The sequence below is a fragment of the Paracoccus sp. ME4 genome (assembly GCF_046736325.1).
In the GTDB taxonomy this organism is placed as follows: domain Bacteria; phylum Pseudomonadota; class Alphaproteobacteria; order Rhodobacterales; family Rhodobacteraceae; genus Paracoccus.
This window is the reverse complement of the sequence record NZ_CP151276.1, coordinates 1,261,557-1,276,533: the sequence shown is the minus strand read 5'-3', so window position 1 is coordinate 1,276,533 and position 14,977 is coordinate 1,261,557. Positions and strand designations below refer to the sequence as shown.

General features: G+C 70.6%; 14 protein-coding genes. 4 read left to right on the top strand and 10 right to left on the bottom strand.

All coding sequences use genetic code 11. The annotated features are described in order from the left end of the window. The first annotated feature begins 65 nt into the window (after window positions 1-65). Complete coding sequence (locus AACG61_RS06495) at window positions 66-812, top strand: DsbA family protein (RefSeq protein WP_411839187.1); 747 nt, start codon at window positions 66-68, stop codon at window positions 810-812. Here AACG61_RS06495 and AACG61_RS06490 read toward each other — a convergent pair whose 3' ends face one another. Further along, window positions 813-1,631, bottom strand: coding sequence for an NAD(P)H-binding protein (locus AACG61_RS06490; RefSeq protein ID WP_411839186.1), 819 nt, complete (start codon window positions 1,629-1,631; stop codon window positions 813-815). Window positions 1,632-1,713: 82 nt separating this feature from the next. Between AACG61_RS06490 and AACG61_RS06485 the strand changes: the two genes are divergently transcribed. Then, window positions 1,714-2,094, top strand: coding sequence for a winged helix-turn-helix transcriptional regulator (locus tag AACG61_RS06485; RefSeq protein ID WP_411839185.1), 381 nt, complete (start codon window positions 1,714-1,716; stop codon window positions 2,092-2,094). Here the strand turns inward: AACG61_RS06485 and AACG61_RS06480 are convergent. From AACG61_RS06480 to AACG61_RS06455, 6 genes are all read right to left on the bottom strand, one after another. Beyond that, window positions 2,070-3,500, bottom strand: coding sequence for a mannose-1-phosphate guanylyltransferase/mannose-6-phosphate isomerase (locus tag AACG61_RS06480; protein ID WP_411839184.1), 1,431 nt, complete (start codon window positions 3,498-3,500; stop codon window positions 2,070-2,072). The genes AACG61_RS06485 and AACG61_RS06480 overlap by 25 nt on opposite strands. 185 nt (window positions 3,501-3,685) lie before the next feature. Further along, entirely contained in the window at window positions 3,686-7,201 is a 3,516-nt protein-coding gene (locus AACG61_RS06475) for a vitamin B12-dependent ribonucleotide reductase (protein ID WP_411839183.1), read from the bottom strand. Between the two features lie 405 nt (window positions 7,202-7,606). Then, window positions 7,607-8,146, bottom strand: a complete 540-nt coding sequence (locus tag AACG61_RS06470) for a 5-formyltetrahydrofolate cyclo-ligase (RefSeq protein ID WP_411839182.1) — start codon at window positions 8,144-8,146, stop codon at window positions 7,607-7,609. Further along, entirely contained in the window at window positions 8,143-9,510 is a 1,368-nt protein-coding gene (gene mgtE / locus AACG61_RS06465) for a magnesium transporter (protein ID WP_411839181.1), read from the bottom strand. Before mgtE ends, AACG61_RS06470 begins: the two co-directional genes overlap by 4 nt. 38 nt (window positions 9,511-9,548) lie before the next feature. After that, entirely contained in the window at window positions 9,549-10,334 is a 786-nt protein-coding gene (locus tag AACG61_RS06460) for an inositol monophosphatase family protein (RefSeq protein WP_411839180.1), read from the bottom strand. A gap of 135 nt (window positions 10,335-10,469) precedes the next feature. Next, window positions 10,470-10,829 (bottom strand): helix-turn-helix domain-containing protein, encoded by a 360-nt coding sequence (locus tag AACG61_RS06455; protein ID WP_411839179.1) that lies wholly within the window; start codon window positions 10,827-10,829, stop codon window positions 10,470-10,472. A 198-nt stretch (window positions 10,830-11,027) separates the two neighbouring features. On the opposite strand from AACG61_RS06455, the gene AACG61_RS06450 reads away from it, so the two are divergent. Continuing rightward, window positions 11,028-11,987 carry an NADPH:quinone oxidoreductase family protein gene (locus tag AACG61_RS06450; RefSeq protein ID WP_411839178.1) on the top strand — a complete coding sequence of 320 codons (960 nt, stop codon included), beginning with the start codon at window positions 11,028-11,030 and terminating at the stop codon, window positions 11,985-11,987. Window positions 11,988-12,101: 114 nt separating this feature from the next. Continuing rightward, complete coding sequence (locus AACG61_RS06445) at window positions 12,102-12,848, top strand: Bax inhibitor-1/YccA family protein (RefSeq protein ID WP_411839177.1); 747 nt, start codon at window positions 12,102-12,104, stop codon at window positions 12,846-12,848. A gap of 70 nt (window positions 12,849-12,918) precedes the next feature. Here the strand turns inward: AACG61_RS06445 and AACG61_RS06440 are convergent, their stop codons facing one another. From AACG61_RS06440 to rpmA, 3 genes are all read right to left on the bottom strand, one after another. Next, entirely contained in the window at window positions 12,919-13,929 is a 1,011-nt protein-coding gene (locus tag AACG61_RS06440) for an LLM class flavin-dependent oxidoreductase (RefSeq protein WP_411839176.1), read from the bottom strand. A gap of 82 nt (window positions 13,930-14,011) precedes the next feature. Then, entirely contained in the window at window positions 14,012-14,596 is a 585-nt protein-coding gene (locus AACG61_RS06435; RefSeq protein ID WP_411839175.1) for a GNAT family N-acetyltransferase, read from the bottom strand. Between the two features lie 105 nt (window positions 14,597-14,701). Then, window positions 14,702-14,974: a 50S ribosomal protein L27 gene (rpmA, locus tag AACG61_RS06430; RefSeq protein ID WP_411839174.1), complete on the bottom strand. Its 273-nt coding sequence runs from the start codon at window positions 14,972-14,974 to the stop codon at window positions 14,702-14,704. Window positions 14,975-14,977: the final 3 nt, after the last annotated feature.

The following is a 14,977-nucleotide window of genomic DNA, read 5'->3' as shown; positions in this document are numbered from 1 at the left end:
TCGCGGTTGCCTTGGGCCGCGGCCCGGTCCACTCTGCGCGCGACAGAATGCAAGGGGACCGACCCATGAGACGCCTGACCGCCGCCCTGCTGCTGGGGGCCACCCTCTCGACGCCCGCCGCGGCCTTCGACATCTCGGCTATGAGCCCCGAGGAGAAGGAGGCCTTCGGCACGGCGGTACGCGACTATCTGATGGAGAACCCCGAGGTTCTGATCGAATCGATCAACGTGCTGGAGAGCCGTCAGGCCCAGGACGCCGCCACGACCGATCTGCAGCTGGTCCAGCAGCACCAGGCCGATCTGTTCGAGGATGAGGCCAGCTGGGTCGGCGGCAACCCCGAGGGCGACCTGACCATGGTCGAGTTCATCGACTATCGCTGCGGCGTCTGCCGCCAGTTCAATCAGGAGGTCCATGACGCGGTCGAGGAAGACGGCAACATCCGCCTGATCCTGAAGGAATTTCCGATCCTGGGCGAGGACAGCGTCCGCTCCAGCCGCTTCGCCATCGCGGTGCTGCAGGAGGCGGGGCCGGAGGCCTATGCCAAGGCGCATGACGCGCTGATGGCGCTGCGCACGCCCGCCACCCCCGCCGCGCTGGAGGAGATCGCGGGCGATATCGGCATCGATGCCCCGGCCGTCATGGCGCGGATGGACAGCGACGACGTGACCGCCGTTCTGGCCGCGAACCAGGCGCTTGGGCAGGCCATGGCGATCCAGGGGACGCCGACCTTCGTGATCGGCGACCAGATGCTGCGCGGCGTCCCGCGGGCGGGCGTGGCCGAAACCATCGCCCAGATCCGCGAGACCATGTGATCAGGCCAGCGCGGTGCGGACCGCCTGATCAAGCGGCTGCGACGGCCGCCCGATCAGCCGCGACAGCGCCGCGCCGTCGCCGTCCAGCGCCCCCTGCGCGGCCGCCGCGTCAAAGCCCGCATAGGCCTGTGCCAGCGGTTCGGGCATGACCTGCGCCAGGATCGCGGCGTAGTCGGCCTCGGGCAGATCGACATAGGGGATGTCGCGCCCGGTCTGGCGGCTGATTTCCTGCGCCAGCTCGGCCAGGGTCCAGGCGGGGCTGCCCGCCAGCTCATAGGTCCGGCGGTCATGGCCCGCGCCGGTCAGCACCGCGACCGCCGCGTCGGCGTAATCGGCCCGCGCGGCCGAGGCGATGCGCCCCTGCCCCGCCGATCCGACCAGCGCGCCGTGCTCCAGCGCCGCCGGAATGCCCGCCAGGTAGTTCTCATGATACCAGCCGTTGCGCAGGATGGTCCCGCTCAGGCCCGAGGCCGCCAGCATCGCCTCGGTCCGGCGGTGTTCCTCGGCCAAGGACAGGATCGAGCGGTCGGCATGCAGCACGCTGGTATAGACCACGCGCCGCACCCCGGCCGCGACGGCGGCGTCGATCACGGCCCGGTGCTGCTCCACGCGGCGGCCGATCTCGCTGCCCGAGATCAGTAGCAGGCTGTCGATGCCCGCCAGCGCCGGGACCAGCGTCTCGGGGCGGTCATAGTCGAACAGGCGCTGATCGGGGCCGGGCCTGCGCGCGAGGCCGATGGCGGGTTGGCCCTGGGCGGCCAGGCGGTCCAGGACAAGGCGGCCCAGCTGGCCTGTGGCGCCGGTGATGGCAAGGGTCATCGGATGCTCCGTCATTGGGGTCTTGTCCGATATGGCGCATCCGCTTACTTTCCGTAAGTACGCACAGAAAGGTAAGTATGCGATGCCTGACAGCCTGACCGACCACCTGCGGCGCGGTGACCTTTTGGCGCCGCAATGCCCGTCGCGCGCGGTGCTGCGCGCGATCACCAGCCAATGGGGCGTCCTGGTGCTGATGGTGCTGCGCGACGGCACGCTGCGCTTCAGCGCGCTGCGCCGCCGCGTGGGCGGCGTCAGCGAGCGGATGCTGGCCGAGACACTGAAGCGGCTGGAGGCGCATGGGCTGGTGCTGCGCGTGGCCTATCCGGTCGTGCCGCCGCAGACGGAATATTCGCTGACGCCCCTGGGACAGGAGGCCGCCGCCCATGTCGCGGCGCTGGCCGATTGGGTCGAGGTCACCTTGCCCGCGCTGCGGCCCGATCAGTCGGCAGAGCTGCGGGCGTAGACATCCTCGTAGCGGATGATGTCATCCTCGCCCAGATAGCTGCCGGTCTGAACCTCGATCAGGACCATCGGCACCTTGCCCGGATTCTCCATCCGGTGGACAGCGCCCAGGGGGACATAGATCGACTGGTTCTCGGTCACCAGGGTCACGCGGTCGTCGACCGTCACCCGCGCGGTGCCCGACACCACGATCCAATGCTCCGACCGATGCACATGGCTCTGCAGCGACAGGGCGGCACCGGGTTTCACCACGATGCGCTTGACCTGGAAGCGGTCGGCCAGAGCCAGCGTCTCGAACCAGCCCCAGGGGCGGTGGTCGCGGGGAAAGGCCTCGGCCTGCTTGGCCTTGCGCGTCTTGAGGGCCGAGACCGCCAGCCGCACGTCCTGCGCCCGGCCCCGGTCCGCGACCAGCACCGCATCCGAGGTCGCGACCACCATCACGTCGGTCAGGCCGATGCCCACCACCTCGACCTCGTCGCTGTCCGAGCGCAGCAGCACGTCGCGGCAGTCGATCGCGGTCGAGCGCGCATCCGTCACCACGCCCTGATCCGAAGGCGTCTGGCCCAAAGCCTCGCGCCAGACCGCATCCCAGCCCCCCAGATCGGACCAGCGCCCCGAGAAGCGCACGACCGTCAGGTTAGACGCCTTCTCCATCACCGCATAGTCGATCGACTGATCCTCGGCCTCGGCCCATGGGGCGCGGGCCAGGCGCAGGAAGCCCAGATCGGTCTGCGCCTCATCGACGGCGCGGCCGACCGGGTCCAGATAGGCCGGCGCGTGGTCGCGGAAGGCCTGGATCATCACGTCGGCGCGGAAGAGGAAGATGCCCGCGTTCCACAGGTAATTGCCCGCGGCCAGCATCTGGGCGGCGCTGTCGGCATCGGGCTTCTCGACGAAGCGCGCCAGGGGCTGCGGCCCGTCGCCCTGCCCCGCCAGCTCCAGGTAGCCGTAGCCGGTCTCGGGGCGGTCGGGGGTGATGCCGAAGGTCACGATGCGCCCCTGCGCCGCGGCCTCGGCCCCCTGGGCCACGGCTGCGGCAAAGGCCGCGCGGTCGGGGATGACATGATCGGAGGGCGCGACCAGCAGCAGCGCCTGCGGATCGTCCGCCGCGGCCATCAGCGCCGCCGCCAGGATGGCGGGCGCGGTGTTGCGGCCCGACGGCTCGATCACGATGCGGCCGGGCGCGATGCCCGCCTGCTCCAGCTGTTCGGCCACGATGAAGCGGAAGTCGGAATTGGTCATCACCATCGGCGCGGCGAAGCCCTCGCCCGACAGGCGCCGGGCCGAGGCCTGGAACAGCGTCTCGTCGCCCGTCAGGGCCGCGAACTGCTTGGGAAAGCTCTTGCGCGACACGGGCCACAGCCGCGTGCCCGAACCGCCCGCCATCAGCACCGGAATGATCGTCATGCAATACCCCCCGGGGCCTGCCGGCCCGCGCAACCTGTCCAAAACCGCCGGTGGCCCCCGTCGGGGCCGGACCATCCTTCAGACGTAACCCGCAAATGGAACGATATCCACATGATGTTGCAGAAAACTCGTCCGAAAGCCGGGGGTCCTGTGGCGCGCGGATCACCCCGCGCCGCGGGGGGCCGTCAGCCGCCGCAGCCGTCGCAGCGCGGGCTGGTGGCATCGCGGCGGATCGTGTGGCGGCCGCAGGCGGTGCAGGGATCGCCCTCGTATCCCGCCATGCGCGCCCTGGTGCGCGCATCCAGCACCGGCATGGTCGCGGTGGCCAGCGCCGCGCTGCCCATCAGGACCTGCGGCACCCGCTGGCGCAGATAGCCCGCGCTGCTGATCCGCTTGAGCAGGGTCAGCGACTTCAGCTCGGCCGGGGCGACGGGTCGGCCTTCGTTCCGGCCGCCGCCCAGATCGTCGAAGCGCGCGCCCTCGGGCGCGATCTGGGCCAGATCGGTGCGGTCCAGATAGCTGACGGCCAGCTCGCGGAACACATAATCCAGGATCGAGGTCGCGGCGGTGATGCTGTCATTGCCCTGCACGGCGCCCGCCGGTTCGAAGCGGGTGAAGGTGAAGGCGTCCACGAACTCCTCCAGCGGCACGCCGTATTGCAGGCCCACCGACACGGCGATGGCGAAGTTGTTCATCATCGCCCGAAAGCCCGCGCCCTCCTTGTGCATGTCGATGAAGATCTCTCCCAGACCGCCATCGTCATATTCGCCGGTGCGCAGATAGACCTTGTGCCCGCCGACGACGGCCTTCTGGGTGTATCCCTTGCGGCGCTGCGGCAGCCGTTCGCGGTGGCGGCGCGCGGCCTCGCGGATGACGACCTTCTCGGCCAGCACGCGCGCCCGCTCATGGGTCGAGCCATGGGCCAGCGCCTCCTCGGCGGCCTCGTCATCGTCGATCAGCGCATCGACCAGCGGCTGGCTCAGCCGCGCGCCGTCGCGGTGCAGCGTGCTGGCCTTGAGGCCCAGATCATGCGCCAGCGCATGCGCCGCCAGCAGGTCCGCGATGTCGGCATCCGCGCTCAGCGCGACCGTCCGGCCGATCCCGCCGGAGACGAAAGCCTGCGCCGCCGCCGCCATCCGGATGCGGCTCTCGACCGACAGGGCGCGCGTGCCGGTCCGGCCGCAGGGCGTGGCGCAGTCGAAGACCGGCAGATGCGCCTGCCGCAGCAGCGGCGCGCCCTCCAGCGTCATCGTCCCGCAGACATGGTCGTTGGCCGCATCGACCTGCGCCGGCATGAAGCCCAGATGGCACAGCAGATCGAAGCCCGGATCGGCCAGCCGCTCCGCCGGGATGCCCAGGGTGCGGCGGCAGAAATCCTCGCCGAGCGTCCATTGGTTGAAGACGAAGCGGATGTCGAAGGCCTCCGGCAGGGCGGCCTCGATCGCGGCGATCTCGGCCGGGCCGAAGCCGTGACCGGCCAGCGACGCGTGGTTGATGCCGGGGCATCCGGCCAGCGTCGCATGGCCCACCGCATGGGCCACGATCCGGGCGATCTGGCCGGGGGCATAGCCCAGCCTGTCCAGCGCCGCAGGGACCAGGCGGTTGATCGCCTTGGCGGGGGCGCCATCGGCCCCGGCCCGGAACGTGACCAGCGCGACGCCCGGCTCGATGCCCGGCGCGTCGCAATCCAGGATCAGGCCCACCGGACCGGCGGGCGCGATGGCGGTGGTCTGCGCGTTGCGGAAGCCATGCGCACGGCCCAGGGTCAGCGCCTCGTCCCAGGCCGCGCGGGCCAGATCGACCAGACCCGCATCGGGGCAGTTCGCGGCATCCAGCGGCATGGGGGCATTGGCCACGCCCGCGCAGGGCTGCCCGTGGGCCAGGGCGCGGTGGTTGGCGATCACGTGCAGCATCGCATCAGCGTTGCGGGCATGGCCGGGAAAGGCGCCCAGATCCGCGGCCATCCGCGCGCTGGTCGCATAGGCGGTGCCGGTCATGATCGCGGTCAGCGCCGCGCAGACCGCGCGGCCCGCATCGCTGTCATAGCCGAGGCCCATCGCCATCAGCAGGCCGGCCAGATTGGCATGGCCCAGCCCCACCGGGCGGAAATCGTGGCTGCGCTGCGCGGTCGCGCGGTCAGGAAAGCCCGCCATCAGCACGCCGATCTCCAACGTCAGCGTCCAGAGGCGCGCGGCATGCGCGAAGCCCCCGGCATCGAAACGCCCGTCCCGCCAGAAGGCCATGAGGTTCAGCGTGGCCAGGGGCGCGGCCGTGTCCTCCAGGAACAGGCAGGCGCCTGAGGCGTCCGACGCGCGGATCGGCCCGTCCTGCGGGCAGGTGTGCCAGGCGTCGATCGTGTCGGCGAACTGCACGCCCGGATCGGCGCTGGCCCAGCCCGCATGGCCGATCCGGTCCCACAGATCGCGCGCCGGGACGGTCTGCGCGACGCGGGCGTCGGTGCGGCGGATCAGCGCCCAGGGGCCGTCCTCGCGCACCGCGCGAAGGAAGGCGTCCGTCACCCGGACCGTGGTGGCCGTGTGCTGGCCCGAGACCGTCGCATAGGCCTCGGAATCCCAATCGGGGTCGAAGGTCGGGAATTCGATGCTGTCGAAGCCCTGTCGCGCGTAATGCAGCACGCGCTGCACGCAGGCATCGGGGATCATCGCGCGCCGGGCGCTGCGGATCGCGGTCCGCAGGGCGGGGTTGGCCGCGGGGTCCGTCTCTCCGCCACCGGCGCGGATGGCGGCGAAGACGCCGTTCAGCTCGCGTTCGTGCAGCTTCGATCCGGCGACCAGGGCCGCGACCTTCTGCTCCTCGAGGACCTTCCAGGTCACGAAGGCCTCGATCTCGGGATGGTCGATGTCGCAGGCGACCATCCGGTCGCGGCGACGGGTCGCGCCGCCCGCCCGGAACGCGCCCGCGGCGCGGTCGCCGATGCGCAGCGCCTCCATCAGACCGGCCGAGATGCCGCCGCCGGGCAGCGGCTCGCCCGCCGCGGGCAGGCCGCCTACATCGGTGCCGATGGCGGTCGCGGACAGGGACGCCTCGCGGCTCCACAGCGCCATGATGGCGGCCGCATCGCCCCGACCGCCCGCGGCCGAGCGGATGACGCCCGACGGGATCAGCGGCTGTTCATACCCTCCCGTGACGGCCTCCAGCCGGCCCGTGCGGTGATCGACGCGGAACGCCTCCGGCCCCGACCCGTCGATGCCATAGGCCCAGTGCAGGCCGACCGCGACCCATTGCGGCAGATCGGGCGCGCCCATCTGGCGGGCCAGCATGTGGCGCATCTCGTCGCGATAGGCGCGGGCGTCGTCCTCGGTCGCGAAGCAGCCGCCCTTCCAGCCCCAATAGGTCCAGGCCCCCGCCATGCGGTCGAAGACCTGCCGGGCGCTGGTCTCGGGGCCGAAGCGCTCCTCCTCGGGCAGCGCGGCCATGGCGGTCGTGTCGGCCTCGCGGCGCCACAGGAAGGCCGGGACGTCCGCCTCCGGGACGGGCCTCAGGCGGGCGGGAACGCCGTCGCGGCACAGGCAGGCCTGCGCCAGGGCATCCCCCGCGACCGGGCTCCAGCCGCGCGGCCGCTCCACGGCGACATCGCCGGTCGGCAGGTCGGGATCGACGCAGGCGCCGCCGCTGCGGGTGAAGGCGATGCCGCCATAGGCCCCGCCCCGCGGGGTGGTAAAGCGCCGTTCGATCCTCATCCCTGCCCCGTCCTTTCGATCCCCCGCGCGCATCCGCGACCGGCCCCCGAATTGGGGGCGCAGGCGGGCGTACCGCCCGTCGGATCGGGGATGCGGCGATGGTCCTCACGGAGGGCCCCACGGGGCCCGCCCTATCCAATGCCATCATGGCCGTCGGAGCCAAGGTGACGTCCGCCCACGGGGCTTTCAACCGGGAAATTTGCAGCGTCCACAGGGGTTTGCCGTTGACAGGCCGCCCGGATGCCCGCGCGCCGGATTCGCGCACAGACACCCCGCCCGACCCCCGGCACGACGCGGATTGTCCTGCGGATCGAAGGGCTTGCAGGAACCGCCCCACATTCTGTCCACAGGCTTATCCGACCGCCATCCCCAGGCCGGTGCCGATCGGCCACGCATGCGCGAAATTCAGCGCGTCGGGATGATGATGCCGCTTTCGGTGACGATCATGTCCAGCGGCTGATCCAGCGGCTCGGCCGGGATATGGTCCAGCCGCTGACAGTCGAAGGCCAGGCCGACCGCCGTGACGGGGCCGGATTTCCTCAGCAATTCCAAGGTCCTGTCATAGAACCCGCCGCCATAGCCGAGCCGGTTTCCGCGCCCGTCGAACCCCGCCAGCGGCACGATCAGCACATCCGGCACCAGGGTCTCCGCCGATTCGGGCGGATGGGCGGTGCCGAAGGCTCCCGGCTCCAGCGGGCCCCCCTGCCAGCGGCGGAAGACCAGCGGCCGGCCGCGTCCCGTGACCACCGGCAGGACCAGCGGCCCGCGATGGGCGGCCATGGCGGGGCGGGGATCGGCCTCGTCCCGGATCGGCCAGTAGCCGGCCAGCACCGCCCCCGCGAAGGGCGCCAGCGCCGCGATCAGCGCGCGGTCCAGCGCGGACGCGTCTCCCCCGGCGGCCCGCGCGGCCAGGGCCTGCGCGCGCAGCTCCGCCTTGCCCGTCACAGCAGGACCAGCGTCGCCAGGCCCAGAAAGGCCAGAAATCCGATCACGTCGGTCATCATCGTGACGAAGGTCCCCGAGGCCAGCGCCGGATCGGCGCCCAGCTTGTTCAGGCCCAGGGGGATCAGGATGCCCGCCAGCGCCGCGACCAGCAGGTTGATGACCATGGCCGACCCGATGACCGCCGCCAGACCCGGATCGCGGAACCAGGCCCAGGTGATCGCCGCCATGATGATGCCGAAGATCACCCCGTTGGTCAGCCCCACGATGACCTCGCGGCGCACGACGCGCAGGGCGTTGGCGCGCGACAGATCGCGCGTGGCCAGGCCGCGCACCGCGACGGTGAGGGTCTGCGTGCCCGCATTGCCGCCCATGGAGGCCACGATGGGCATCAGCACCGCCAGCGCCACCAGCTGCGCGATGGCGCCTTCGAACACCGCGATGACCGAGGCGGCGGCCAGCGCGGTCACGATGTTCGTGGCCAGCCACGGCACGCGCTGGCGCACCGTCTGCAGCACGCTGTCCGAGATGTTGGAATCGTCGCCCACCCCGGCCAGGCGCAGGATGTCCTCCTCATGCTCGTCATCCAGGACGGACATGGCGTCGTCGATGGTGATGACGCCGACCAGCCGGTCGTCGCGGTCCACCACCGGGGCCGAGATCAGGTGATACTGGTTGAAGACATAGGCGACCTCGGCCTCCTCGGCGAAGGCGCTGATGGTGCGGAAGCTGTCCTCGGCCAGCTCGCGCAGGGGCGCGTCGCGGCGCGAGGCCAGCAGGCGGCCCAAGGTGACGTAGCCCACCGGGTGGCGGCGCGGATCGACCAGCACGACGTGATAGAACTGCTCGGGCAGCCAGTCCTCGGAGCGGATGAAGTCGATGGCCTCGGCCACGGTCCAGTGCTCGGGCGCGGTCACGACCTCGGACTGCATCAGGCGCCCGGCCGAATATTCGGGATAGGCCAGCGACTGCTGCACCGCCATGCGGTCGCCCGCATCCAGCGCGGCCAGGATCTCGTCGCGTTCGGGCGCGTCTAAGTCCTCGACCAGGTCGACGACATCGTCGCTGTCCATCTCGCGCACGGCCTCGGCCAGGACGGCGCGGGGCAGCTGCTCCAGCACCTCCTCGCGGATGGATTCGTCGATCTCGGACAGGATCTCGCCGTCGATGCCGTCGGCATAGAGCTCCAGGAACTGCCGCCGCTCGGCCGGGGTCATGCGCTCGATCAGGTCGGCGATGTCGGCGGCGTGCATCGGCTCCAGCGCCGCCTCCAGCGCGGCGGGGTCGGCGGCGGCGATGGCCTCGTCCACGCGCGCCATCAGGTCGTCATGCGGATCGGGCCGGGTGTCGCGGTCGTCTTCGGCCATGGGAGGTCCCTTCTGTCAGGCGTCGGGGTCGCTGCGGCTCAGCCGCGGAGGAGGTCCAGGGCCGCGCGGTGCAGCGCCGGGGTCGCGGCGGCGATGACGCGACCGCCCTCATGGGCCGGGCCGCCCTGCCAGTCGGTGACGATCCCGCCCGCCGCCTGCACGACCGCCAGCGGCCCCGCGATGTCATAGGATTGCAGCCCCGCCTCGATCACCAGATCGACCTGCCCCAAGGCCAGCAACGCATAGGCGTAGCAGTCCAGGCCGTATCGCGTCAGCCGCACCTGGCCCGCCACGCGGCGGAACGCCTGCGCCTCCTCGGGGGTGCCGATCTCGGGGAAGGTGGTCAGCAGCGTCGCGGCAGCAAGCGTGTCGCAGTCGCGCACCCGCAGCGGCCGGTCGCGGCCGCCATGCGACAGCTGGGCGCGGCCCAGCCCGCCCTCGAACCGTTCGGTGGTAAAGGGCTGGTCGATCAGCCCGTAGACGACGCCCTCGGCGTCCGTGACCCCGATCAGCACGCCCCAGCTGGCCGCGCCGCACAGAAAGGCGCGCGTGCCGTCGATCGGGTCCAGCACCCAGGTCAGCCCGGTCGTGCCGGGCTGCGCGCCGTATTCCTCGCCCAGGATGGCGTCGTCGGGCCGTTCGCGCGCCAGGACGGCGCGCATGGCGCGTTCGGCCTCGCGGTCGGCCTGGGTCACCGGGTCGAAATCGGCGGGGCGCTTGTTGTCGGCCGCCAGATCCGCGTGGCGGAACCATGGCAGGATCGCCTGTCGCGCGGCGTCGGCCATCAGATGGGCGGTGCGGATGATCTGGTCTGCGTGCTGCATGCGGCCCCCCTGTCGCGTCGCGCCCGGTGTAACCCGTCGCCGGCCGGGGGGCCAGCACTCAAAGGAGGTCGTCGCCCGGCGGTCACACGGCGCGGGGCGACGGCGGTGTCAGGCGCCTTCTGGCGCGCGGGACGCTCAGGCCGCGTCGGAGAGGACGCGGGCCAGTTCGAAGATCTGGCGGCGCTGCGCCTCGGGCATGGCGTAATACGCGCGGACCAGCTGCAGCGCCTCCTTGTCGGCGAAGATGTCGCCCTCGACGACGCCCGGCACCTCGGCATCCGACAGCCCCTCGAAGAAGAAGCTGACCGGCACGTCGACGGCGCGGGCGATGTCCCACAGACGCGAGGCCGAGACGCGGTTCATCCCGGTCTCGTACTTCTGGATCTGCTGAAACTTGATGCCGACCTTGTCGGCCAGCTGCTGTTGGGTCATGCCGATCATCCAACGGCGATGGCGGATACGTTTACCAACGTGAACATCTACACTGTGCTTCATTGCCCAACCTCTTGCAATCTCAGGATGCTCTAGCCCGGAAAGGCACAATTTTCGAGTGTCAAGTTGGTTAAGGGGCCCGTTCCTGCCCAAAAAGACAGGTCCGCGCGACCGTCCGGGCGGTGTTTCACCCGCACGTTGACTTGGCCCGTCCAGATGCGAACCTGACGCCCTCATGTTCGCCGCCCCCCGAGGAGCCAGATGATTCGCACCGCCGTCATATCCGCCTTGGGCGAGGACCCCGTGATCGAGGACCGCGTCCCGCCCCGTCCGGCCCGCGACCAGGCCCTGGTCCGGATCGAGGCGGCGGCGCTGAATTTCGCGGATCTGCTCAAGGCGCAGGGCCGCTATCAGGAACCGGCCGAGCCGCCCTTCGTGCCGGGCTTGGAGGGGGCGGGCACGGTGATCGAGGCGCCCGCCGGTTCGGGCCTCGCGCCCGGGATGCGGGTCGCGGTCTCGGCGCCGGGCACGATGACGCAGGTCATGGCAGTCGATTGCGACGCCCTGCTGCCCATTCCGGATGCCATGGACATGCCGCAGGCCGCGGGCTTTCAGGTGGCTTATGGGACAAGTCATCTGGCGCTGTCAGGACGCGGGGGCCTGCAACCGGGAGATGCGCTGGTCGTTCTGGGCGCCGCCGGCGGGGTGGGCCTGACCGCGGTCCAGATCGGGGCCGCAATGGGCGCGCGCGTGATCGGCGTGGCGCGGGGCGCCGAGAAATGCGCGGCCGTGCGACGCGCCGGCGCCCAGGACGCGATCGACAGCGACGCCTGTGTCGATCTGCGCGGCGCGCTGCGCGATCTGGGCGGGGCCGACGTGGTCTATGACCCGGTCGGCGCCGAACCCGGAGAGGCCGCGTTCCGCGCCCTGCGCCCGGGCGGGCGGTTCCTGTCGATCGGTTTCGCCGGCGGGCGGCCCCCGGCGCTGCCGCTGAACCACGCGCTGGTCAAGAACATCGCCATTCACGGCTTCTACTGGGGCGGCTACCGCCGGCTGGACCCGCAGGCCCTGCGCGCCAGCATGCAGGCGCTGTTCGCCCTGTTCGAGCGCGGCCTGCTGGACCCGGTCGCGGGCGACGTCCTGCCGCTGGAACGGCTGGCCGAGGGCTTTGCCCTGCTGCGCGACCGGCGCAGCATCGGCAAGGTGATCATCACCCTGTGAGCACAGGTCCGCACCGGCCCGGGCCGGTGGCTGCGGCATTGAAAAATGTGGCGATACAACCGATATTGTGCCCAAGCCGGACCCCGTCCGGCACGCCTTTCAAGGGAGAGTTCGATGGCAGATTACAACACATACCGCACCGCGCAGGGCGTGGGCCAGCGCCAGGCGGTGGTGGACCAGGGCCTGCGGGCCTACATGAACAAGGTTTATGGGCTGATGGCGGTCGGCATGGGTGTGACCGCCGTCGCGGCCTATGGCATCGCGACCGCCGCGGTCACCCCCACGGGCGAGCTGACGGGTCTGGGCGCCGCGATCTACACCTCGCCGCTGCGGTGGGTGATCATGTTCGCGCCGCTGCTGATGGTCTTCGCCTTCGGCGCCGCGCTGAACCGCCTGTCGGTGGGTGCCGCGACCGGCGTCTTCTACGCCTTCGCGGCGCTGATGGGGCTGTCGATCAGCTCGATCTTCCTCGTCTACACCTCGGTGTCGATCGTGCAGACCTTCCTGGTGACGGCCATCGCCTTCGCGGGCCTGTCGCTCTGGGGCTACACCACGAAGAAGGACCTGTCGGGCTGGGGCACCTTCCTGCTGATGGGCCTGATCGGCCTGATCGTGGCCTCGATCGTGAACATCTTCATCGCCTCCTCGGCCATGCAGTTCGCGATCTCGGTCATCGGCGTGCTGATCTTCGCGGGCCTGACCGCCTATGACACGCAGAACATCAAGAACACCTACCTGCAGATGCAGGGTGCGGGTTCGGATTTCCTGGGCAAGTCCGCCATCATGGGCGCACTGAAGCTGTATCTGGACTTCCTGAACCTGTTCATGTTCCTGCTGTCCTTCATGGGCAACCGCGAGTAAGCGCAGCTCCCACGCGATACCAGAAAGGCCCCCGATCGGGGGCCTTTTCCTTTTGCGCGGGTCCTTCGGGTCAGGCGGCCTGACGGACCGTCAGGGCCGAGGCCGCCTCGGCCGCGATCTCGAAGCTGCGCAGGCGCTTGGCATGGTCGTGGACCTGTCCGGTCAGGATGATCTCGTCCGGGCGGTGGGTCTCGACCAGGGCCGCCAGCTGATCCTGCACCTGCGCGCGGTCGCCCACGGCGCTGATGCGCAGCGCCCCGTCCACCGCGCGGCGCATCTGGGCGCCGATCTCGGCGTCGATGTCGCGGACCGGGCGCGGCAGCTTGCCGGGCTGACCGGTGCGCAGCCGCGCGAAGGCCAGCTGCATCGTGGTGCGCAGATAGGCGGCCTCGCCGGCATCATCGGCGGCAAAGACGTTGGCCGCCAGGATCGCGTGGGGCCGCTGACCCCAGGGCGAGGGCCGGAAGCGGTCGCGATAGATGGCCATCGCCTGTTCCAGATGATCCGGCGCGAAATGGCTGGCAAAGGCGAAGGGCAGACCCAGATGCGCCGCCAGCTGCGCGCCGAAGAGGCTGCTGCCCAGGATATAGACCGGCACGCCCGTCCCCTCGCCCGGCAGGGCGCGGACCGGGGCGTCGGGGCGTTCGGGGCCCAGATAGTCCAGCAGCTCGACCACGTCCTGCGGGAAGCTGTCGGCCATGGGGTCGCGGCGCAGGGCGCGGATCACCGCGCCGTCCCCGCCGGGCGCGCGACCCAGGCCCAGGTCGATGCGGTCGGGAAAGGCCGTGGCCAGCGTGCCGAAGGCCTCGGCCACGGTCAGCGGCGCGTGGTTCGGCAGCATGATGCCGCCCGCCCCCACGCGGATGGTGCGCGTCGCCTGCGCGATCAGCCCGATCAGCACGGCGGTGGCGGAGCTGGCGATGCCGGGCATGTTGTGATGCTCGGCCAGCCAGAAGCGGTGATAGCCCCAGCCCTCGGCGCGCTGCGCCAGATCGATGCTGTTGCGGATCGCATCCTGCGCCGACGACCCCTCGGGGACCGGCGACAGGTCGAGAACGGAATAGGGAAGATGCTGTGTCATCCCACCGATCTAGGATTGGTTGCGCATAATGCAATGTCGCACACCGCCCGACCGCGCGAAATTCGCGGCCGGGCGGTGCGGATCAGGCCATTTTGCGCAGATAGGTCCAGGTCGGCACGCGGCTGCCGCGCGCGACCGACCAGCTCTCGGCATCGCCCAGATAGACGAAGCCGCAATTGGTCAGCACGCGCGCCGATCCGGGATTGTCCTGGAACGCCTCAGCGAACAGGGTCCGGGCGCCATGCGGATTGGCCGCGACCAGCGCCGCGACGGCCTCGGTGGCGAAACCCGTGTTCCAGAAGCCGGCACCGATCCAGAAACCCAGCTCGGACTGCGACCCCTCCATCCGGGTCAGCGACACCACGCCCAGCAATTCGGACAGGTTCTGCTCGCTGCCGTCGATGGCCCAGACATCCTCGGTCCGGTCGGCGGCCAGGGCGCGGGCGACGAAGCTGTCCGACGCACCGGGCGGCAGCGGATGCGGGATGGCGCGCGTGCCCTCGGCCACGCGTCGGTCGGCGGTGTAATGGGCGATCATCCCGGCATCGGAGGCGCGCAGCGGGCGCAGCGTGAACCGCTCGGTCGCGATCACGGGCTGGCCGGGCGCGGCGCCCGGAACGGCGGACAGGTCGTCCAGACGACTTCCCTCCCGCAGGGGTGCAGACATCACCATGTTTCCTCCCCAAGAAACTGTAAAGAATTGAGACGACAAAACGGTTTGGGGGACCGGCTTGCGCCGATCCCCCCTTAGCATCTGAATATTACGCTAAGGTTACTCGGCTGCTTCCAGCTCGGCGGGGACGATCGAAACGAAGGTCCGGCCCTTCAGGCCCTTCTTGAAGCTCACATGACCGTCGGTCAGCGCGAACAAGGTGTGATCCTTGCCCATGCCGACGTTCACGCCCGGCCACCAGGTGGTGCCGCGCTGACGTGCGATGATGTTGCCCGCGATGGCGGCCTGGCCGCCGAACAGCTTGACGCCAAGACGGCGACCGGCGCTGTCGCGACCGTTGCGGGAGGAACCGCCTGCTTTCTTATGTGCCATGGG

Excerpts from the sequence above, each read along its gene's own strand:
- AACG61_RS06495 (WP_411839187.1), top strand. The coding sequence starts at position 66 with ATGAGACGCCTGACCGCCGCCCTGCTGCTGGGGGCCACCCTCTCGACG.
- AACG61_RS06440 (WP_411839176.1), bottom strand. The coding sequence starts at position 13,929 with ATGACACAGCATCTTCCCTATTCCGTTCTCGACCTGTCGCCGGTCCCC.
- rpmA (WP_411839174.1), bottom strand. The coding sequence starts at position 14,974 with ATGGCACATAAGAAAGCAGGCGGTTCCTCCCGCAACGGTCGCGACAGC.
- AACG61_RS06455 (WP_411839179.1), bottom strand. The coding sequence starts at position 10,829 with ATGAAGCACAGTGTAGATGTTCACGTTGGTAAACGTATCCGCCATCGC.
- AACG61_RS06450 (WP_411839178.1), top strand. The coding sequence starts at position 11,028 with ATGATTCGCACCGCCGTCATATCCGCCTTGGGCGAGGACCCCGTGATC.
- mgtE (WP_411839181.1), bottom strand. The coding sequence starts at position 9,510 with ATGGCCGAAGACGACCGCGACACCCGGCCCGATCCGCATGACGACCTG.
- AACG61_RS06485 (WP_411839185.1), top strand. The coding sequence starts at position 1,714 with ATGCCTGACAGCCTGACCGACCACCTGCGGCGCGGTGACCTTTTGGCG.
- AACG61_RS06435 (WP_411839175.1), bottom strand. The coding sequence starts at position 14,596 with ATGTCTGCACCCCTGCGGGAGGGAAGTCGTCTGGACGACCTGTCCGCC.
- AACG61_RS06490 (WP_411839186.1), bottom strand. The coding sequence starts at position 1,631 with ATGACCCTTGCCATCACCGGCGCCACAGGCCAGCTGGGCCGCCTTGTC.
- AACG61_RS06445 (WP_411839177.1), top strand. The coding sequence starts at position 12,102 with ATGGCAGATTACAACACATACCGCACCGCGCAGGGCGTGGGCCAGCGC.
- AACG61_RS06480 (WP_411839184.1), bottom strand. The coding sequence starts at position 3,500 with ATGACGATCATTCCGGTGCTGATGGCGGGCGGTTCGGGCACGCGGCTG.
- AACG61_RS06460 (WP_411839180.1), bottom strand. The coding sequence starts at position 10,334 with ATGCAGCACGCAGACCAGATCATCCGCACCGCCCATCTGATGGCCGAC.
- AACG61_RS06475 (WP_411839183.1), bottom strand. The coding sequence starts at position 7,201 with ATGAGGATCGAACGGCGCTTTACCACCCCGCGGGGCGGGGCCTATGGC.